Annotated in this window: 18 protein-coding genes; 13 read left to right on the forward strand and 5 right to left on the reverse strand. The window is 61.1% G+C overall.

Features of this window, described 5'->3' with window-relative positions; all coding sequences use genetic code 11:
- Nucleotides 1-145 precede the first annotated feature (145 nt).
- Both topA and CXK91_RS00235 read left to right on the forward strand, forming a co-directional pair.
- Complete coding sequence (gene topA / locus CXK91_RS00230) at nt 146-2,749, forward strand: type I DNA topoisomerase (RefSeq protein WP_103454428.1); 2,604 nt, start codon at nt 146-148, stop codon at nt 2,747-2,749.
- A gap of 136 nt (nt 2,750-2,885) precedes the next feature.
- The gene (locus tag CXK91_RS00235; protein ID WP_103454429.1) at nt 2,886-3,404 is read left to right on the forward strand and encodes a DUF6586 family protein; all 519 of its coding nucleotides are present in this window, start codon (nt 2,886-2,888) and stop codon (nt 3,402-3,404) included.
- A 17-nt stretch (nt 3,405-3,421) separates the two neighbouring features.
- On the opposite strand, the gene CXK91_RS00240 is transcribed toward CXK91_RS00235, so the two are convergent.
- Nucleotides 3,422-4,258: a DMT family transporter gene (locus CXK91_RS00240; RefSeq protein WP_103454430.1), complete on the reverse strand. Its 837-nt coding sequence runs from the start codon at nt 4,256-4,258 to the stop codon at nt 3,422-3,424.
- A 194-nt stretch (nt 4,259-4,452) separates the two neighbouring features.
- Here CXK91_RS00240 and CXK91_RS00245 point away from each other — a divergent pair, with 194 nt between their 5' ends.
- The gene (locus CXK91_RS00245) at nt 4,453-4,689 is read left to right on the forward strand and encodes a hypothetical protein (protein ID WP_103454431.1); all 237 of its coding nucleotides are present in this window, start codon (nt 4,453-4,455) and stop codon (nt 4,687-4,689) included.
- A 58-nt stretch (nt 4,690-4,747) separates the two neighbouring features.
- Here CXK91_RS00245 and sulA read toward each other — a convergent pair whose 3' ends face one another.
- Nucleotides 4,748-5,224, reverse strand: coding sequence for an SOS-induced cell division inhibitor SulA (gene sulA, locus CXK91_RS00250; protein ID WP_103454432.1), 477 nt, complete (start codon nt 5,222-5,224; stop codon nt 4,748-4,750).
- An 11-nt stretch (nt 5,225-5,235) separates the two neighbouring features.
- A complete protein-coding gene (gene lexA / locus CXK91_RS00255) occupies nt 5,236-5,844 on the reverse strand; it encodes a transcriptional repressor LexA (RefSeq protein ID WP_103454433.1) in 609 nt (202 codons plus the stop codon).
- A 208-nt stretch (nt 5,845-6,052) separates the two neighbouring features.
- Between lexA and CXK91_RS00260 the strand changes: the two genes are divergently transcribed.
- The 8 genes from CXK91_RS00260 to CXK91_RS00295 all read left to right on the forward strand — a co-directional run bounded on the left by CXK91_RS00260 (nt 6,053) and on the right by CXK91_RS00295 (nt 13,020).
- Nucleotides 6,053-6,760 (forward strand): TetR/AcrR family transcriptional regulator, encoded by a 708-nt coding sequence (locus tag CXK91_RS00260; protein ID WP_103454434.1) that lies wholly within the window; start codon nt 6,053-6,055, stop codon nt 6,758-6,760.
- A 39-nt stretch (nt 6,761-6,799) separates the two neighbouring features.
- Nucleotides 6,800-7,324, forward strand: coding sequence for a L,D-transpeptidase (locus CXK91_RS00265; RefSeq protein ID WP_103454435.1), 525 nt, complete (start codon nt 6,800-6,802; stop codon nt 7,322-7,324).
- A 15-nt stretch (nt 7,325-7,339) separates the two neighbouring features.
- The gene (gene nagZ / locus CXK91_RS00270) at nt 7,340-8,338 is read left to right on the forward strand and encodes a beta-N-acetylhexosaminidase (RefSeq protein ID WP_103454436.1); all 999 of its coding nucleotides are present in this window, start codon (nt 7,340-7,342) and stop codon (nt 8,336-8,338) included.
- Between the two features lie 22 nt (nt 8,339-8,360).
- Entirely contained in the window at nt 8,361-9,098 is a 738-nt protein-coding gene (locus tag CXK91_RS00275; RefSeq protein ID WP_103454437.1) for an S-methyl-5'-thioinosine phosphorylase, read from the forward strand.
- Between the two features lie 144 nt (nt 9,099-9,242).
- Nucleotides 9,243-9,740, forward strand: coding sequence for an LEA type 2 family protein (locus CXK91_RS00280; protein WP_181003891.1), 498 nt, complete (start codon nt 9,243-9,245; stop codon nt 9,738-9,740).
- Nucleotides 9,741-9,746: 6 nt separating this feature from the next.
- Nucleotides 9,747-9,935: an SEC-C metal-binding domain-containing protein gene (locus tag CXK91_RS00285; RefSeq protein WP_003302497.1), complete on the forward strand. Its 189-nt coding sequence runs from the start codon at nt 9,747-9,749 to the stop codon at nt 9,933-9,935.
- A gap of 7 nt (nt 9,936-9,942) precedes the next feature.
- The gene (locus CXK91_RS00290) at nt 9,943-10,404 is read left to right on the forward strand and encodes a DUF2489 domain-containing protein (protein ID WP_103454439.1); all 462 of its coding nucleotides are present in this window, start codon (nt 9,943-9,945) and stop codon (nt 10,402-10,404) included.
- 78 nt (nt 10,405-10,482) lie between these two features.
- Nucleotides 10,483-13,020 carry a penicillin acylase family protein gene (locus tag CXK91_RS00295; RefSeq protein WP_103454440.1) on the forward strand — a complete coding sequence of 846 codons (2,538 nt, stop codon included), beginning with the start codon at nt 10,483-10,485 and terminating at the stop codon, nt 13,018-13,020.
- Between the two features lie 19 nt (nt 13,021-13,039).
- Here the strand turns inward: CXK91_RS00295 and tsaA are convergent, their stop codons facing one another.
- On the reverse strand, nt 13,040-13,747 hold the full coding sequence (gene tsaA, locus CXK91_RS00300; RefSeq protein ID WP_103454441.1) for a tRNA (N6-threonylcarbamoyladenosine(37)-N6)-methyltransferase TrmO: 708 nt from the start codon (nt 13,745-13,747) through the stop codon (nt 13,040-13,042).
- A 112-nt stretch (nt 13,748-13,859) separates the two neighbouring features.
- Complete coding sequence (gene trpB / locus CXK91_RS00305) at nt 13,860-15,068, reverse strand: tryptophan synthase subunit beta (protein ID WP_103454442.1); 1,209 nt, start codon at nt 15,066-15,068, stop codon at nt 13,860-13,862.
- A gap of 421 nt (nt 15,069-15,489) precedes the next feature.
- Between trpB and CXK91_RS00310 the strand changes: the two genes are divergently transcribed.
- Both CXK91_RS00310 and betB read left to right on the forward strand, forming a co-directional pair.
- Nucleotides 15,490-17,556, forward strand: coding sequence for a choline transporter (locus CXK91_RS00310; protein ID WP_103454443.1), 2,067 nt, complete (start codon nt 15,490-15,492; stop codon nt 17,554-17,556).
- A gap of 92 nt (nt 17,557-17,648) precedes the next feature.
- Nucleotides 17,649-19,121 carry a betaine-aldehyde dehydrogenase gene (betB, locus tag CXK91_RS00315; protein WP_103454444.1) on the forward strand — a complete coding sequence of 491 codons (1,473 nt, stop codon included), beginning with the start codon at nt 17,649-17,651 and terminating at the stop codon, nt 19,119-19,121.
- Nucleotides 19,122-19,132 lie beyond the last annotated feature (11 nt).

Raw genomic sequence — 19,132 nt, forward strand, 5'->3', positions numbered from 1 at the left:
GCAGGGCGATTGTTCTGCCAGTCGGCCCGTTCGCAAAACGCGCACTAACGTTCGCTGATGCCTTGCCGATTACCGCCGGTACGGGTATTCAAACTGTCGGAGGCGCCGCCTCTGTTCACCTTTCGATTCAGGAACTCTCCTCTCCATGGGTAAATCGCTGGTCATCGTGGAATCACCGGCCAAGGCCAAGACAATCAACAAGTATTTGGGCAACCAGTACGTGGTGAAGTCGAGTATCGGCCATATCCGCGACCTTCCTACCAGCGGCTCTGCCAACAAGGAGCCGGTCAAGCGCGGCAAGGCTGCGGCCACCGACGCGCCAGCGCTCTCGCCGAAAGAGAAGGCCAAGCGCCAGCTCGTGGCGCGCATGGGGGTCGACCCGGAACATGGCTGGAAAGCCAAGTACGAGATTCTGCCCGGCAAGGAAAAGGTCATCGAAGAACTGCGTCGTCTGGCCAAGGAAGCCGACACCATCTATCTCGCAACCGACTTGGATAGAGAGGGGGAGGCCATCGCCTGGCACCTGCGCGAGTCGATTGGCGGCGACGACAGTCGTTACAAGCGTGTGGTGTTCAACGAAATCACCAAGAAGGCGATCCAGGAAGCGTTCTCCAAACCTGGCGATCTGGATATCAACCGGGTCAACGCGCAGCAGGCGCGTCGTTTCCTCGATCGCGTGGTCGGCTACATGGTGTCGCCGCTGCTTTGGGCGAAGATCGCCCGTGGTCTCTCGGCAGGCCGTGTGCAGTCGGTGGCTGTGAAGCTGGTGGTCGAGCGCGAGCGCGAAATCCGCGCCTTCGTTCCAGAAGAGTATTGGGAAGTGCACGCGGACCTGGCGAGTGCGCAGCAGGCCAAGGTGCGTTTCGAAGTCGCCCGCGAGAACGGCGAAGCCTTCAAGCCGCTGAACGAAGCGCAGGCCACCGCAGCACTCGAAAAGCTCAAGGGCGCTCAGTACAGTGTCAGCAAGCGCGAGGATAAGCCAACCAGCAGCAAGCCGTCGGCCCCCTTCATCACTTCGACCCTGCAGCAGGCGGCGAGCAATCGCCTCGGTTTTGGCGTGAAGAAGACCATGATGATGGCTCAGCGCTTGTACGAGGCCGGCTACATCACCTACATGCGTACTGACTCGACCAATCTCTCCGCTGACGCGGTCGGTATGGTGCGTGGTTTCATCGAAAGCGAGTTCGGTGACAAGTACCTGCCGGAGAAGCCGAACGTCTATTCGAGCAAGGAGGGCGCCCAGGAGGCGCACGAGGCGATTCGCCCGTCCGACGTCAACATGCGGCCGACCCAGCTGTCAGGCATGGAGCGCGATGCCGAGCGCCTCTATGAGCTGATCTGGCGCCAGTTCGTTGCCTGCCAGATGCCACCGGCACAGTACCTGTCCACCAGCGTGACCGTCGCTGCCGGCAATTTCGAGCTGCGCGCCAAGGGCCGCATCCTGAAGTTCGACGGCTACACCAAGGTCATGCCGCAGCAGAGCAAGGCCGGTGAGGATGACGTCTTGCCAGAGATGAACAAGGGCGACGACATGAAGCTGCTCAAGCTCGATCCGAGCCAGCACTTCACCAAGCCGCCAGCGCGCTACTCCGAAGCCAGCCTGGTCAAGGAGATGGAGAAGCGCGGTATCGGTCGGCCGTCCACCTACGCCGCGATCATTTCGACGATCCAGGACCGCGGCTACGTCTCGCTGCACAACCGCCGTTTCTATTCGGAGAAGATGGGTGACATCGTCACTGAGCGTCTGTCCGAGAGCTTCAACAATCTGATGGATTACGGTTTTACCGCCGGTATGGAAGAGCATCTGGACGACGTCGCTCAGGGCGAACGCGACTGGAAGCACGTGCTGGACGAGTTCTACGGTGATTTCCGCAAAAAGCTCGAAGTTGCCGAAGCCAGCGAAAACGGCATGCGCGCCAATCAGCCGACCTTGACCGATATTCCGTGCAAGGTCTGCGGTCGTCCGATGATGATCCGCACGGCCTCGACCGGCGTGTTCCTTGGCTGCTCCGGCTACAGCCTGCCGCCGAAGGAGCGCTGCAAATCGACGGTCAACCTGATTCCCGGTGACGAGATCGCTGCCGATGACGAGGGCGAATCCGAGTCCCTCGTGCTGCTCGGCAAGCACCGTTGCCCGATCTGCAGCACCGCGATGGATGCCTACCTGCTCGACGAGACGCAGAAGCTGCATATCTGCGGCAATAACCCGGATTGCTCGGGTTACGAGATCGAGAAGGGTCAGTACCGCATCAAGGGCTACGAAGGCCCGAGCCTGGAATGTGACAAGTGCGGCAGTGAAATGCAGCTCAAGACTGGCCGTTTCGGCAAGTTCTTCGGTTGCACCAATGCCGAGTGCAAGAACACCCGCAAATTGCTGAAGAACGGCGAGGCGGCACCGCCGAAGATGGATGCGGTGAAGATGCCGGAGCTCAAGTGCGAAAAGGTCGATGACACCTACGTGCTCCGTGATGGCGCTTCGGGTCTGTTCCTGGCTGCCAGTCAGTTCCCGAAGAATCGCGAAACCCGCGCCCCGCTGGTGCGTGAGTTGATCCCCCATAAGGACGAGATCGATCCCAAGTACCACTTCCTGCTCGATGCGCCACAGAAAGATCCGGAAGGCCGCTTCGCGGTCATCCGTTTCAGCCGCAAGACCAAGGAGCAGTATGTGCAGACCGAAGTGGACGGCAAGCCGACCGGCTGGAAGGCGTTCTACGACGGCGGCAAGTGGAAGGTCGAAGACAAGCGCTGATTTTGTTGCGGTCGACCGCTCAGCGGGTCGGCCGGAAAGAGCGCTTTCTTCAGATTGGCTGACGCTTCGTCAGCCAATCTGGTGCGGCAACCTGTGAAGGTCCATTCTCTGTTCATCTTCTTTCGGAGAGCATGCCATGGCTCACGAGCTCTACACGCGCACCAACCAGAAGATCTTCTTCGCCGGCTTGTCACTGGAAAGCTGGCGCAAAGCCGAAGAGTCCGCCTCCATGCATTCCCAGGGGTTGATCCAGGCTGAGCGCGAGGCTTGCCTGTTTCACCTTTACGGCGCCTTGCTTGGCCTGTGCCATGAAATCGCCGGCTACTATCGTTCTCCCGGTGCGGATGCACCGATGGTAGAGGCATTTCTGACCCGTAGCGTGCTGGAAGCGGCGCCGAGTCCGGAGCTTGCTGAGCTGCTGGAATTGTCGGAGCAGCCGAGCACCTGGCTCGGACAGTTGCTGATGGCCTACAAACAGCTGTTTCAGCCGCCACGGGCTCCTGCCAAGGCCAAGAGCGATCCGCGCCAGCCGCTGATCGAGGCGATCAGTGTCGAGGATGAAGCGCCGCCCCTGTCGCGTGTCGAACTGGAAGCCTGGCGGCAGAACCTCAAGGGGCTGGCGCTACGCTTTCGCGAGTCGCTTACCGAGTGGTGACAGCTCGCGTAGCGACGTCAGCCGCTGTGCCTGATGGTCAGTACCATGGCGATCCCGCCGAGAATGGCCGTGCCGGACAAAAGCAGCGTTGACGTAACCGCTTCGCCAAGCAGTACGGCCCCGGCAATGGCGGTTAGCAGCGGAACGCTGAGCTGCACGCTCGCTGCCTGTATTGCTGCAAGACCGGGTAATGCTGCATACCAGATGGCATAGCCGATGCCCGAAGTCAGTGCCCCGGAAAGCAGGGCGTAAACGACTCCAGGCACATCCAATTGCTGCTGGCCAACCAGCAGCAGGCACAGCACTACGGCGAACGGCACAGCCTTGATGAAGTTGCCCGCAGTTGCTGCCAGGGGATTGCTCGCGCTCCGTCCGCGTAGCGAGTAGATGCCCCAGGCGGCACCGGACAGTAGCATCAGCAGCGCGCCATCCAGTGCCGGCGCGCTGCTTCCCGGCAGCAGCAGAATCAGCAGTCCACTCAACGCAAGCAGCAAACCGGCAATCTGTCCGGCGCTGAAGCGTTCGCCCCGCAGCAATCCCCAGGCAAGCATGCTCAGCTGCACTGCGCCGAACAGCAGCAGGGCGCCTGCGCCTGCATCCAGGTTGATATAGGCGAAGGAAAAACTCGCCGCGTAGACGAACAACGCCAAGGCGCTGAGCCAGTCTCCACCTGTCGAATGATTAGTGCTGAATCGCAACAGCAACCAGAGTGTGAGCGCCCCGGCCAGGAGGCGCAGGCTGGTGAAGCTGGCCGGGTCGATAGCGGTATCCCGCAAGGCAATACGGCACAAAATCGAATTGCCGGCGAACGCCAGTATGGCTAGAGCGGTTAGCAGCAGGGTTCGGGTGGTCATATGCAATCCTTATCGCCGCGCGGACGCGCGCGCTTTTTTTGCGCATGCTACGTGGCAGTCACCCTCGGGCACATTGTTTTTCGTATGACGTGCAGGCTCGTATCTGCGGGCTGCCGAGCGTGCCTGAGGTTGGCAAAGGCTGCTCTGAGGCTGGTCGGCTGTTACAATGGTCGCCTTTCACGCGGAGCTGATCCATGCCTACATCTTTTCTGGAAATCGTCGAGCTACCTGACGGGCGCATCGTGCTTCGTCGTGCCGAGGACGAAGAGGTGCTGGTCACGCTGGATTTCTCCAAAGACGCCAAGCTGTTTCTGCAGGGGCAGCATGTCGAAATCGCCAAGGCGATGTTCAATGTCGGCGTTCAGATGGCCGGTCGTATGTCGGAAGGTGATTTCGAGCGTGATGACGACGAGCCGCGCGTTCTGCACTGAACGCAGTGACTTCAGAATTCCATGAGCGATGCAGCAGCACATCCCTGTGCTGTGGTGCTCAGCATCCCAGGCGAATATTCAGACTCTGAGCATCGCCCAGATCGGCAGCAGCACGGAGCTTGCTGCGGGTTGCGCCATCGAGCTTACTGAACCAGCTGACGACAGTATGGCTGCAACCCGAGGCCAGCGCCTTGCAGGCAAGCTCCTGTGCACCTTCCGCATCGCGCGGCTGCAGCAGGATGATGCGTTCGCGATTCAGGCCGCATTTGCGCAACCAGTTTTGCGAGAGAAACGCAGGTGGGGCAATCAGGGTCAGCCATCGGCTGTCCGTCGCATCGCCGAGTTCACGCAGGATAGGGGCGAGCAACAGGTGGCAGTGTTCGCTGCTGCCACTCAGGCTCAACTCGCTCAGATGCTCCTTGCACTGTTCGGGCTTGTTACGTGCTTTCAAACTGCCAAACGGTGCCAGGCTTTGCGCGATGACGCCATCGAACAACGACAGTTGGGGCCGGGAAGTGCTGGTCTGATACTGCATGAACCTTCTCCTTAGCGGCGTATGACGCCGACACTCAAGCCTTCTATCACCAATTCCTGCTGTTCGAGGTCGACCTCGATGGGTGCGAACTCGGGGTTCTCCGCCAGCAGCCAAATTTTCTTGCCGTCACGCTTGAAGCGTTTCACCGTGACTTCATCACCAATGCGCGCAACTACGATCTGGCCGTTTCTCGCCTCACGAGTTGTGTGTACGGCGAGCAGATCGCCGTCGAAGATGCCGACGTCCTTCATGCTCATGCCATGCACCCGCAATAGATAATCTGCTCGCGGATGGAAAAAGCCCGGGCTGATCTGGCAGGATTCTTCGACATGTTGCTGTGCCAGAATCGGCGCGCCGGCGGCAACCCGCCCTATGATTGGCAGGCCAGCTTCGGCGGGCGCGGGTTCGAAGTCTGGAACGCGTATCCCGCGGGATGCACCGGGCGTCATCTCGATTGCGCCTTTGCGCGCCAGTGCCTTGAGATGCTCCTCGGCAGCGTTGGGCGACTTGAAGCCAAGTTCATTGGCGATCTCGGCGCGGGTCGGCGGATATCCGTTGTCCTCTAGGCAACGCTTGATAAAGGCGAGGATTTCCGTCTGGCGAGGCGTCAGCTTGATCATGTCGGTCTCTGTTCTTTTATACAGTGACTGGGATTATATACAGTGATCTGGCCTTGGCAACGAATGATTCTTGGAGGTCAGGTGCTTCGTAGCGCATGCGGCATGACGCGTCTGCGACAATGACGCTAGTGCCGCAAGGCGTTTCGTGGTTGACTTGCCGGTCGGTGAAACGTAAGTTTCAAACAGTTGTTTGTCTTTCGGAGGGGGCATGGCGCAGTCGGAAACAGTTGAGCGCATTCTTGATGCAGCGGAACAGCTGTTCGCGGAAAAAGGCTTCGCCGAAACCTCGCTTCGCCTGATTACCAGCAAGGCTGGGGTCAACCTGGCTGCGGTGAACTATCACTTCGGGTCGAAGAAGGCGCTGATTCAGGCCGTTTTCTCGCGTTTTCTCGGGCCATTCTGCGCCAGCCTCGAGCGTGAACTGGACCGCCGGGAGGCGCTGACCGACAAGAAGGACACGCTCGAAGAGTTGCTGGAGATCCTCGTCGAGCAGGCCTTGGCGGTCAAGCCACGCAGTGGCGACGATCTCTCCATCTTCATGCGCCTGCTGGGCCTTTCGTTCAGCCAGAGCCAGGGTCACCTGCGGCGTTATCTGGAAGACATGTACGGCAAGGTATTCCGCCGCTACATGCTCAAAGTTCATGATGCCGCTCCGGCTATTCCGCCTATCGAGTTGTTCTGGCGGGTGCACTTCATGCTCGGCGCGGCAGCGTTCAGCATGTCGGGTATCAAGGCGCTGCGCGCAATTTCCGAAAACGACTTCGGGGTGAGAACCTCGATCGAGCAGGTCATGCGCATGATGGTGCCTTTTCTTGCGGCGGGCATGCGAGCCGACAGCGGCATCGATGATATGGCGCTGGCCGCCGCATTGCCGATTGGGCGACGCAACGCCGTGGCCATCCCGGCAAAGGCTTGATGTATAAGCCTGCCGGTTGATCGGCTAAGCTAGCTGCCCATGGCATCTCTCGATCTTCTGCATATATCCATCGCCGATCAGCAGCTTTACGGTTTCGCTGACGGGCATCTGTGCCTGCGCTTACCGGTTTCCACGGGGCGCAATGGCGCCGGGGAGCTGAATGGCTCCGGCTGCACGCCACGTGGGCTACACCAGGTCCGTGCGCGAATTGGTGACGATCTGCCGTCAGGGGCGGTACTGCGCGGACGTCGCTGGACCGGTGAGGTATGGTCTGGGGCGCTTCACGACAGCTTTCCTGGGCGCGATTGGATACTGACGCGCATTCTCTGGCTCAGTGGGTGTGAGTCCGGAGCCAACCGAATGGGCCAGGTCGATACCTTTCGCCGCTACATCTATATCCACGGTACCCCCGATTGCGAGCCGATGGGTGTGCCGCTTTCTCACGGCTGCATCCGCATGCGCAACGACGATTTGCTCAAGCTCTTTCCATTGGTACCGCCTCATTGTGCGGTGCGCATCGACGAGGCTCCCTGTCCGAACTGGGCCGCCGCTGAACTCGAATAAGGATTCCAACTGCATATGTACGGTTCACTCATGCTGGACATTGCCGGTACCTGGCTGACTGCCGAAGACCGGCACCTGCTGCGCCAGCCCGAGGTTGGCGGGCTCATTCTGTTTGCCCGGAATATCGAGCACCCGCGTCAGGTCGATGAGCTGTGCCGCTCGATCCGAGCTGTTCGACCAGACTTGCTCTTGGCAGTGGACCAAGAGGGCGGTCGCGTGCAGCGGTTGCGCCAGGGGTTTTTGAAGCTTCCGGCGATGCGTGAACTGGCACGTTGCACCGATGCACCGCGGCTGGCTGAAGCCTGTGGTTGGGTGATGGCGACTGAAGTGCTGGCTGTGGGGCTGGACTTGAGCTTCGCGCCGGTTCTAGATATCGACCATCAGCGAAGTGCGGTAGTCGGAGCACGTGCATTCGAGAGTGATCCGCACGCCGCTGTGGTGCTGATCGATGCCTTCATCCGAGGAATGCATGCTGCTGGCATGGCGGCCACGGGCAAGCATTTTCCCGGACATGGTTGGGCTGAGGCGGATTCTCATGTCGCCATTCCCGTTGATGAGCGAAGTCTTGAGGAGCTGCGCAGCTGTGACCTGATTCCCTTTCAGGCGTTGAGCGGCACGCTCGATGCAATCATGCCAGCGCATGTGATCTATCCTCAGGTCGACGATCAGCCGGCGGGCTTTTCGCGACGCTGGCTGCAGGACATCTTGCGTACCGAACTCGGTTTCCAGGGTGTGATATTCAGTGACGATCTGTCGATGGCCGGTGCACATGTCGCCGGCGACGCCGCTGACCGGATCCAGGCTGCCATGACAGCAGGCTGTGACATGGGGCTGGTGTGCAATGATCGGGCGGCAGCAGAACTGGCGTTGGGTGCGCTGCAACGCCTGGGTGCGACACCTCCACCTACGCTTTCGCGCATGCGCGCTCGTAGGGAATGCGTTGTGGATTACAAGCAGAACCCTCGTTGGCTGGACGCCATTGGTGCGCTCAAAGCCGCCGACCTGATTGACTGACTCTTGCTCTCAAGGAATACCCATGACAGTCCATGCCATTATCGGCGGTACCGGCCTGACTCAGCTGAGCGGCTTCAAGATGCAGCGCGCACAGCTCATCGATACGCCCTACGGGCGTCCGTCCGGTGAAATATTGCGCGGTGAGTATGGCGGCCGAGAAATGCTCTTTCTGGCCAGGCACGGTCATCCACATCGTATTCCGCCGCATCAGGTGAACTACCGCGCCAATCTCTGGGCGTTGAAGCACGCCGGTGCCGAGGCAATTCTCGCGGTCAATGCAGTGGGCGGCATTCATTCGGCCATGGGCACAGGCCATTTCTGCGTGCCACACCAGCTGATCGATTACACCTATGGCCGCGAACACACCTTCTTCGAGGGCGATATCGACCACGTAACCCATATCGACTTCAGCTATCCCTATGACGAAATGCTGCGTGAACGCTTGATTGGCGCGCTAGCGGCCGAGGGTTATGCGTTCAGCAGCCATGGCGTGTACGGCTGTACCCAGGGACCGCGTCTGGAGACCATTGCGGAGATTGCCCGCATGGAGCGCGATGGCTGCGACATCGTGGGCATGACCGGCATGCCAGAGGCCGCGCTGGCCCGTGAGCTCGACTTGCCTTATGCCTGCCTGGCGCTGGTGGTCAATGCGGCGGCCGGCAAGGCGAGCGGGGTGATCACCATGACTGAGATCGAGGCGGCACTGGCTGCCGGTATAGGTAAGGCGCGACAGATACTCGCAAAAGTGCTGGCGGCCTGACTATCTGCGGCGCACTGCAACGCGGGTGCGCTTTGTCTGAAACGTCGTTGTCATATTGCGGCTTGAGACTGGTATTTTTTGCGGCGGACACCATTGCGGCAAGCACGCCGCTTGCTACACTTGACCGTCCTTTGGAGTACCGGAATGTTTTGCCAGGCACACACAATAAGAATTCTTAGAACGGTCGTGTTGCTGACGCTGCTTGGCGGCATTGCCGGTTGTTCGACCTGGTTCTCGGGGGATTTCAAGGAGCCGAAGGTCGAGCTCACCAAAGTCGATATCATCAAGGCGAGGTTGCTCGAACAGCAGTTCATGCTGCGCTTTCGTATCGACAATCCCAATGATCGCAGTCTGCCGGTGCGCGGACTTATCTATACCGTCCATCTCAATGACGTGGAGCTGGCCAGTGGCGAATCCAGTGGTTGGTTGACGGTTCCGGCCAATAGCTTCGAGTATTACGAGGTGCCCGTGCATACCAACCTATGGCGCCACATGAAGTACATTGTGCGGCTGCTGGAGAAACCCGACCGTCCGATCAGCTATCGATTGGCCGGTGAGCTCAAGACGGGTTTGATGGCGGGGCGGCGCGTGCACATTTCCACAGATGGCGAGATAATCCCGGGCAACTTTATTCCGGAGTAGTACCCCATGAGCCAAGAACCCCACGTCCATGGTCCCGACTGCAACCACGATCATGACCATGATCACCACCACGTCCATGGGCCGCATTGCAATCACAGCCATGAGCCTGTGCGCAATCCGCTGAAGGATGTCGGTCGCAACGACCCGTGCCCCTGCGGTAGTCAGCAGAAGTACAAGAAATGCCACGGCGCCTGAGCCTGTTATGACCTTAGCCCTCGGTCTTCTCATCATTGCCGTGCTGCTGATTGCGGCGCTAGGCGGTTATGCCCTCTATCTCTGGCGCCGTGTCTGGCGTAAAGAGCATTTACAGGTGGAGACCAGGGCCAAACAGCAGACAGCGCTGGCGGAGGATCTGCGGATTCTTGCCAGCTGCCTGCTGGACGAACAGCTACCGCTCATTGAAGGCGCTATTCGAATCAAGGTGCTGCTCGACAACTATGACGTGGCGCTGGGCCAGCATCCCCGTTGCCAGGTGTTCCAACAGCTGTTCGACGCCACCGAGCAAGTGCCTACTCACGATGCCTGGAAGGCGCTGGACAAGCACGAGCGGCGTCGGCACGAGGCGCAGTTCAGTGCGCTGGAACTGCAACACAAGGCTGAAGCCCGGCGTTCGGCCCGTTGGCTGCTCGACGAAGCTCTGCCAAAATCACGCGACGCGGCCTGATCGACCGATCTTCTTCGCTGCACACCCTCTAAGCTGTTAGCACTCTTTTCTCTTGCAAAGCTCGCACAGGAGTCTTCGATGTCTCTGCGTCTGCCGTTCGGCCTGGTTCGCGTGACGCTGGGGGCCGCGCTCGGCCTGGCCGGCCTCGGTGGTTGTCAGGCCTATCTCGATAACCGCTACAGCGCCAGCCTGCCGCCGGCTCAGGGTATTCAACCGCTCACGGGCCTGGCGGGCAGCGCGAGCATTCGGCGCAATTCGTTAGGTATGCCGCTGATCGAGACCTCGTCGTTCCACGATGCGCTGTTCGCAATGGGCTATATCCATGCGACTGATCGTTTGAGTCAGATGGTGAGTCTGCGTCTCATGGCGCAGGGGCGATTGGCCGAGATGGTGGGCCCCGGTGTGCTTGATACCGACCGATTCATGCGTGCCGTCAATCTGCGCCAAAGCGCTGAGGTGCTCTACCGAGAATCCTCTCCGCGGATGAAGAAGTTCTTCGAGGTCTATGCTCGCGGCGTCAATGCCTATCTATATCGCCACAGCGATAAGCTCCCGATGGATCTGGCTGAGTCCGGCTACAAGCCGGAATACTGGAAGCCCGAGGATTCGGTGCTGGTGTTCTGCCTGCTCAATTTCGGGCTGTCACAGAATCTGCAGGAGGAGGTGGCGGCATTGCTGCTGGCGCAGAAGGTAGGGAGCGACAAGCTGGCCTGGCTCCTGCCGATCTATCCGGATGAGGCATTGCCGTTTGCCGAAGCCGACAAGCTCAAGGGGCTCGCTCTGAGTGGATCAGTGCCAGGACTGGCGGCGATCGAGCAGGCGGCACAACACTTGGCGTCGCTAACCCCGACTGGCATGGCTGCGTCGAACAACTGGGCCATTGCCGGCAGCAACGCCCGGAGTGGCAAACCAATTCTGGCTAACGACACGCACCTGCCACTGTCGATGCCTTCGTACTGGAATTTCATGCAGATACGCGCACCTAAATTCCAGGCTGCTGGTGTCACCATCGCTGGTGTGCCCGCGGTGGTGGCCGGTTTCAATGGCAAGCTCGGCTGGGGCATGACCATGGTTATGGGGGATAACCAGGACCTGTATCTCGAGCAGGTGCGCCGTGAAGGTTCACGGTTGATGTATCTGGCCGACGGCAAGTGGCTGCCGGCTCGTGAGCGGCATGAAACCTATATCGTCAAAGGCGAGCGGCCGATCCGCGAGACCATCTTCGAGACCCGCAACGGCCCACTGCTGAATACCGCGCTAGGCGAGCGCAAGCATCCGTTGCAGCCGCTGCAACTGCGCAGCGGCTACGGTCTTGCGCTGAAAACCACGCAGCTGGAGGCGGACCGCTCGCTGGATGCCTTCTTCGATCTGTCCCGTGCGCAATCGGTGGATCAGGCCTTCGAGGCGACCCGCGAGATCCGCTCGACCGCCCTGAACTTGGTGTTCGCCGACCAGCAGGGCATCGGCTGGCAGGTCACCGGGCGTTTCCCCAACCGCCGAGAAGGCCTGGGGTTGGTGCCGTCGCCGGGTTGGGAGAATCGCTATGAGTGGGATGGCTTCGCCGACCCGATGTTGCACCCGTATGATCAAGACCCTTCCCAGGGCTGGCTCGGTACTGCCAACCATCGCAGCGTGCCGCGGGGTTATGGGATGCAGCTATCCAGCTCCTGGTACGGCCCCGAACGTTATGAGCGGCTCGCGGAGCTGGCGGGGCGCGGCAAGCACGACACCCGCAGCACCATTGCGATGCAATACGACCAGGTGACCCCGTTCGCCGCCAAGCTCAGGGCAATGTTCGAGGCCCCAGGCATGGCCGGGCCGCTGCGGCAGGCGATCGATGCGCTTCCAGTCGCCGAGCGCAGCAAAGCGCGTGAAGCGCTGGATCGGTTGCTGGCCTTCGATGGCAAGCTGGCCGCTGACTCGGCCAACGCTGCGCTTTACAGCGCCTTCCTGCATGAAAGCGCGCGGCAGATCTTCCTCGACGAGTTGGGCCCGGAGGACATGCCGGCGTGGCGCGCTCTGGTGCAGGCGGCCAATACCTCCTATTCGGCGCAGGCGGACCATTTGCTCGGACGTGAAGACAGCCCGTTCTGGAACGACCAGCGGACTGCGCAAACCGAAGACAAGCCGGCGATCCTCGCGCGCAGCCTGGCAGCCGCCGTGGCCTTGCTGGAAAGCCGTCTCGGAAATGAGCGTAGTGCCTGGCAATGGGGCAAGCTGCATACGGCCAGCTGGACCTCTGGCGCTACGCAGCTGGCGCCACATATGCCGGCGAGCCAGCGCAGCAAGATCAATGCCATCGGCAGCTACCTCGACCGTGGTCCCTGCGCCATGGGTGGTGATCACAGCACGCTGAACGCCTCCGCCTACAGCATGGGTGCAGACTTCAATACCTGGCTGATTCCGGCGATGCGCATCATCGTCGACTTCGGTCGCGACGAGCCCATGATCGGCCTCAACAGTTCGGGGCAGTCGGGCAATCCGGCCAGCCCGCATTATGCCGACGGCATCGACGCCTGGATGAAGGCGCAATACATGAGCTTCCCGTTCAAGACGGAGAACCTCGACAAGATCTATGGCAATCAGCGCCTGTTGTTGACGCCGGCAGGTAAGTGATAGGCGCGCTGCACCGGCGTTATGCCGGTTGCGGCGCAGCTGGTGCGACTTCGAGAACACGGATCATGTTCTGAGCCGGATAGTGCCAGCGCACGTCCACATCCCATAACTGCGCGCCGTAACGCCGTTCGGGCTCCGGCTTCTGATAGGCCGGGCGCGGGTCCTGCGCCAGGCACTGTTCGATGAGTTCGACCAGAGGCTCGCCCAGGCGCAGTGCTTCGCGGCGGGCTTGCAGCAATCCCGATTCCGACCATTGCACCTCGATCAACTCTGGCGCATCGGCGGCCATGTCGTTGCGTGCGTCAGGTAGCGCATCGGCGTAGGGCACGTAGGGTTTGATGTCCAGCACCGGGGTGCCGTCCAGCAGGTCGATGCCGGAAATGAACAGTCGTCCCGGCTCGACCTTATCCAGCCTGACCACCGACTGACCGATGCCATTGGGTCTGTGCGTTGCTCGCGTGGCAAACACGCCAGTCATGCGATTGCCGCCCAGACGTGGCGGGCGGACCTTGAGGCGGGGCTTGCTTTCCAGCGCCTGGTGGAAGAGAAACAGCAGCCACACGTGGCTGGCCTGCTCAAGGCCGGCCACCGCATCACCGTTGTCGAACGGCGGCAGCAGTTCCAGCACGCCACGTGCGGCCGGCGCCAGGCTGGGCTGGCGCGGAATAGCGAATTTCTCCTTGAAGCAGGAGCGAACGTAACCGATAGGCGAGACGCTGTAATCCATGAAAAGCGGGCCTGGAAGCAGTCGGGCGGCTGCGCATATTACCCGCTATGGCCACCCGTTGCGCTTTTCGCAGGCCGACGCCCATGGGTGGCGCCGGCCCGCCGCTGATGTGCTACAGGCCGAGCAGGTTGGCCACGTAATCGGCATCCTTGTCGCCGCGGCCGGAGAGATTGACGAGGATATGGCTGTCCTTGCTCAGCGTCGGTGCGGTGCGGATGGCCCAGGCTACGGCATGGGCGCTTTCCAGTGCCGGGATGATGCCTTCCACGCGGGACAGGGTCATGAAGGCGTCGAGACACTCCTGGTCGGTTGCCGTCTGGTAATTCACCCGGCCGAGATCCTTGAGGTAGCTGTGCTGTGGACCGACGCCCGGGTAGTCCAGGCCGGAAGCGATGGAGTGCACCGCCGACGGGTTGCCATCGGCATCCTCCAGCACGTAGCAGGCCATGCCATGCAATTCGCCTGGCTTGCCTTTGGACAGCGTCGCGGAGTGGCGGCCGGGCTTGTCCAGGCCTTCGCCGGCCGGCTCGATACCGACCAGCTCGACCGCGGCGTCTTCGAGGAAGGCGGTGAACATGCCCATGGCATTGGAGCCGCCGCCGACACAGGCGACGACGTGGTCGGGCAGGCGACCATGACGGGTGAGGAACTGCTCCCGGGCCTCGGTGCCGATGATCGACTGGAAGTCGCGGACCATCTTCGGAAACGGGTGCGGGCCGACTACCGAGCCGATGGCATAGATGTAGTCGTGCGGGTCCTTCAGGTACTCCTCGAAGGCGCTGTCCACCGCTTCCTTGAGGGTGGCGGCGCCGCGGGTTACGGCCACCAGCTTGCAGCCAAGGATCTTCATCTTGGTGACGTTGGGGTGTTCCTTCTCGATGTCCACCTGGCCCATGTGGATCTCGCAGGGAATACCCACCAGCGCGCAGGCGGTGGCCAGGGCGACACCGTGCTGGCCGGCCCCGGTTTCGGCGATCACCTTCTTCTTGTCCATGAACTTGGCCAGCAGGGCCTCGCCGAGGCAATGGTTGATCTTGTGCGCGCCGGTGTGGTTCAGGTCCTCGCGCTTCAGGTGAATCTGCGCACCACCGAGCTGCTCGGAGAGGCGACGCGCATGGAAGATTGGGCTCGGGCGACCGACGTAGTCGGCGAACAGTGCAGCCAGCTCTTGCTGAAAATCTTCGCGCTGGCGGATTTCTTCGTAGGCGAGGTTGATGTCGTCCATGGCCTGCTTGAGGTGCGGCGGGACCAGCTGGCCGCCATAGGGACCGAAGTATCCGTTGGCATCGGGCATGGCAGTGAAGCGGGGATCGGACGACATGTGTTCATCTCTGCGGGTGAAATGGTAGGGGCGCCTGCTGCGCGGCGGTGATCATAAGTCAGGACACGGTTGCTGAAAATGCCGCGGCTGGCACCGGCGCAGACCTCTTGCGAGCAGTCCACACAGGCGATTGCCGGATCGAAATATGGCGGCTAGAAGGTGTACGATCCTGTTCGTGGTCGCTAAATCGGTGCTTATCGTGTAGGATGCGCGCCGACTTCAACATTATGGGAGCAGAATTCAACTTTTGTTTTTGTCGGCATTGCTTTGCCGACGGGCATGGCTGTCATCAGTACGGCTGCTTTGCTTTGCCCATCCCTCCATCGGGCCGACGCATTCACCAATGAATTGCGTGTCGCCTGCCGCAATACGTCGCACTGCGATGTCGTAAAAGCCAGAACAAGTTCAGGAGATAGAACTGATGAACGAGGCTGAGCTCTCGCCCAACGATTCCGAAGCGCCCGCTGACCGAATCAATCCCGTAGTCTTCTACGGTTCCGCAATCGCCATCGTGCTGTTTGCCGTATGGACGATGTTTTTCACCGACCGCTCGTTGGCGGTTATCAATACGGTACTTGGCTGGATATCCAACACATTCGGCTGGTTCTACTTCCTCGCCGTTCTGCTCTATCTGCTATTCGTGGTGATCGTCGCCACTAGCCGCTACGGCAAGATCCGCCTCGGGCCGGATCACTCCAAGCCTGAATTCAATGTGGTCACCTGGGCGGCTATGCTGTTTTCCGCCGGTATCGGCATCGACCTGCTGTTCTTCTGTATCGCCGAACCCATCACCCAGTTTCTCGAACCGCCGGTAGGCGATGGCGGAACCACCCAGGCTGCGCGTCATGCGATGGAACTGACCTTCCTGCACTGGGGCCTCTCCGGCTGGGGTGTCTACACACTGGTCGGCATGTCGCTGGCGTATTTCAGCTTCCGTCAGGGATTGCCGCTGTCGATCCGCTCATCGCTGTACCCGATCTTCGGCAAGCGCATCTATGGCCCCATCGGCCACACTGTCGATACCGCCGCGGTCCTGGGCACGATCTTCGGTATCGCCACCAGTCTAGGCATCGGCATCATTCAGCTGAACTTCGGCCTCAACTACATCTTTGGCATTCCGGAAGGCACGCTCACCCAGGCGGTGCTGGTGGTGCTGATCGTGGTGTTTTCGGCTATCTCGGCGGCGACCGGGGTAGAGCGGGGGATTCGCCGGCTTTCCGAATTCAACATGCTGCTGGCGGTTCTGCTGCTGCTGTTCGTGCTGGTGGTCGGCGACACGGTGTTCCTGCTCAACGCATTGGTGATGAACGTCGGCGACTACTTCTCCAACTTCATCAGCCTGTCGCTGGACACCTATGCCTACCGCCGTCCGACCGACTGGCTGAACGCCTGGACGGTGTTCTTCTGGGCCTGGTGGATTGCCTGGGGGCCGTTCGTGGGCCTGTTCCTGGCGCGGATTTCCCGCGGTCGCACCATCCGCGAGTTCGTCATCGGCACGCTGCTGCTGCCCCTGGCCTTCATGATGGCCTGGATGTCGATCATGGGTAACAGCGCCATCGAAATGGTCATGGGCGGTGCGCTCGAGTTCGGTCAGCAGGCGGTGAGCAACCCCGGTTCGTCGATCTATCTGTTCCTGCAGAGCCTGCCCTGGGCCGGCCTCACCACCATCGTGGTGACGATCCTGGCCATCGTGTTCTTCGTCACCTCCGGCGACTCCGGCTCGCTGGTGCTGTCGAACTTCACGTCCATCCTCAAGGATGTGAACAGCGATGCGCCGGTGTGGATGCGCATTCTCTGGGCGGCGATCATCGGCATTCTCACCCTGGCGCTGCTAATCGCCGGCGGGCTGACCGCGCTGCAGGGCACCGTGGTGATCATGGGGCTGCCGTTCTCCATCGTCCTGCTGTTCATGATGTACGGGCTGTTCAAGGCATTGCACGTCGAAGGCGTCATGGCCGACAGCTACCAGAAGAGCCTGTCCGGCTACCTGTCCGGGCGCGCCACGCTGGAGCACACGCAGATGAACTGGAGTCAGCGCCTGTCGCGGGCGATGAGCTTCCCCAGCCGTTCGCAGATCCGTCGTTACCTGAAGGATGTCTGCAAGCCGGCGATGGAAGAGATCCAGAAGGCGCTGGGCGAGAAGGGCGTGCCGGTGGACATCGTTGAAGGCGAGCCGGGCAACGAGCACCTGGCGCTGCACGTCAATCTGGGCAGCGAGCAGGACTTCACTTACCAGATCTGGCCGGTGCGCGGCACCATGCCATCCTTTGCCCTGCGCACGCAGAGCGGCAACGCCGACTACTACCGGCTCGAGGTGCATCTGCGTCAGGGCAGCCTGGGTTACGACCTGATGGGCTACTCCCGGCGCCAGCTGATCGAGGACATCCTCGACCACTACGAGCACCACATGCACTTCCTGCATCTGCAGCGCGAGAACGGTGGTGGTGAAAGCGGCATGCCCAACCCGGGCGCAACGCCGACACCTTGACCCTGCACGCCTCGGGCGATCCCCGAGGCGTTCCATTCATGTCGCGGTAGTGTCGATCCGCTGCCGCCACGACCAGTACGAAGAGGTAGAACATGGCCCGTTTCCCACGGCAGCAACTCTATATCCATGGCGGCTACGTCGACGCCAGCAGCAACCAGACCTTCGAGAGCATCAACCCGGCCAACGGCGAAGTCCTGGCCGAAGTGGCGGAGGCCGGTGCGGCCGATCTGGAGCGCGCGGTTGAAAGTGCCGAGCAGGGCCAGCGCATCTGGGCGGCATTGACCGGCATCGAGCGGGCGCGAATCATGCGTCGCGCGGTCGATCTGCTGCGCGAGCGCAACGACGAGCTGGCCGTGCTGGAAACCCTGGACACCGGCAAGCCGCTGAGCGAAACCCGCAGCGTTGACATCGTCACCGGCGCCGACGTGCTGGAGTATTACGCGGGCCTGGCGCCGGCCATCGAGGGCGAGCAGATTCCGCTGCGCGACAGCAGCTTCGTCTATACCCGGCGCGAACCGCTGGGCGTGGTCGCCGGCATCGGCGCCTGGAACTATCCCATCCAGATCGCTCTGTGGAAGGCGGCTCCGGCATTGGCCGCCGGCAACGCGATGATCTTCAAACCCAGCGAAGTCACCTCGTTGAGCGCGCTCAAACTGGCGGAAATCTTCAGCGAAGCGGGTTTGCCAAACGGGGTATTCAACGTTCTGACCGGCACTGGTGCTGGCGTTGGGGCGCTGATCACCGAGCACCCACGCATCGCCAAAGTGTCTTTCACCGGCGGCGTGGCGACGGGCAAGAAGGTCATGGCCAGCGCGGCGGCGTCGTCGCTCAAGGACGTGACCATGGAGCTGGGTGGCAAGTCGCCGTTGATCATTTGCGAAGATGCCGATCTGGACCGCGCGGCCGACATCGCGGTGATGGCCAATTTCTTCAGCTCCGGCCAGGTGTGCACCAACGGCACGCGGGTGTTCGTCCCGTCCGGTCTGAAATCTGCGTTCGAGGCCAAGCTGCTGGAGCGGGTGCAGCGCATTCGTCTCGGCGATCCGCAGCAGGAGGAAACCAACTTCGGTCCACTGGTTAGCTTCGCGCACATGAACAATGTGCTCGACTACATCGCCAAGGGCAAAGCCGCCGGTGCGCGGGTGCTCTGTGGCGGCGAGCGGGTGACTGAAGGCGAATACGCCAAGGGCGCCTTTGTCGCACCGACCATCTTCAGCGACTGCAGCGACGACATGATCATCGTGCGCGAAGAGATCTTCGGCCCTGTGCTGAGCCTGCTCGAATACCAGGACGAGGACGAAGTCATCCGCCGCGCCAACGACACCGAGTACGGCCTCGCCGCGGGCGTGGTCACCAGCGATCTGGCGCGGGCGCACCGCATCATCCATCGCCTGGAAGCCGGCATCTGCTGGATCAATACCTGGGGCGAATCGCCGGCGCAGATGCCGGTCGGTGGCTACAAGCAGTCCGGCATCGGCCGCGAAAACGGTATCGCCTCGCTGGCGCACTACACGCGGGTCAAATCGGTACAGGTAGAACTGGGCGAGTTCGCCTCGGTGTTCTGAGGGAGGTAGAA

It is taken from the genome of Stutzerimonas stutzeri, from assembly GCF_002909485.1.
Taxonomy (GTDB): Bacteria; Pseudomonadota; Gammaproteobacteria; order Pseudomonadales; family Pseudomonadaceae; genus Stutzerimonas; species Stutzerimonas stutzeri_AH.

Coding starts and splice junctions, on each gene's coding strand:
- trpB (WP_103454442.1), bottom strand. CDS start 15,068: ATGTCGTCCGATCCCCGCTTCACTGCCATGCCCGATGCCAACGGATAC.
- CXK91_RS00260 (WP_103454434.1), top strand. CDS start 6,053: ATGGCGCAGTCGGAAACAGTTGAGCGCATTCTTGATGCAGCGGAACAG.
- CXK91_RS00275 (WP_103454437.1), top strand. CDS start 8,361: ATGACAGTCCATGCCATTATCGGCGGTACCGGCCTGACTCAGCTGAGC.
- CXK91_RS00285 (WP_003302497.1), top strand. CDS start 9,747: ATGAGCCAAGAACCCCACGTCCATGGTCCCGACTGCAACCACGATCAT.
- betB (WP_103454444.1), top strand. CDS start 17,649: ATGGCCCGTTTCCCACGGCAGCAACTCTATATCCATGGCGGCTACGTC.
- CXK91_RS00280 (WP_181003891.1), top strand. CDS start 9,243: ATGTTTTGCCAGGCACACACAATAAGAATTCTTAGAACGGTCGTGTTG.
- CXK91_RS00245 (WP_103454431.1), top strand. CDS start 4,453: ATGCCTACATCTTTTCTGGAAATCGTCGAGCTACCTGACGGGCGCATC.
- CXK91_RS00290 (WP_103454439.1), top strand. CDS start 9,943: ATGACCTTAGCCCTCGGTCTTCTCATCATTGCCGTGCTGCTGATTGCG.
- topA (WP_103454428.1), top strand. CDS start 146: ATGGGTAAATCGCTGGTCATCGTGGAATCACCGGCCAAGGCCAAGACA.
- CXK91_RS00310 (WP_103454443.1), top strand. CDS start 15,490: ATGAACGAGGCTGAGCTCTCGCCCAACGATTCCGAAGCGCCCGCTGAC.
- nagZ (WP_103454436.1), top strand. CDS start 7,340: ATGTACGGTTCACTCATGCTGGACATTGCCGGTACCTGGCTGACTGCC.
- CXK91_RS00295 (WP_103454440.1), top strand. CDS start 10,483: ATGTCTCTGCGTCTGCCGTTCGGCCTGGTTCGCGTGACGCTGGGGGCC.
- tsaA (WP_103454441.1), bottom strand. CDS start 13,747: ATGGATTACAGCGTCTCGCCTATCGGTTACGTTCGCTCCTGCTTCAAG.
- CXK91_RS00240 (WP_103454430.1), bottom strand. CDS start 4,258: ATGACCACCCGAACCCTGCTGCTAACCGCTCTAGCCATACTGGCGTTC.
- sulA (WP_103454432.1), bottom strand. CDS start 5,224: ATGCAGTATCAGACCAGCACTTCCCGGCCCCAACTGTCGTTGTTCGAT.
- CXK91_RS00235 (WP_103454429.1), top strand. CDS start 2,886: ATGGCTCACGAGCTCTACACGCGCACCAACCAGAAGATCTTCTTCGCC.
- lexA (WP_103454433.1), bottom strand. CDS start 5,844: ATGATCAAGCTGACGCCTCGCCAGACGGAAATCCTCGCCTTTATCAAG.
- CXK91_RS00265 (WP_103454435.1), top strand. CDS start 6,800: ATGGCATCTCTCGATCTTCTGCATATATCCATCGCCGATCAGCAGCTT.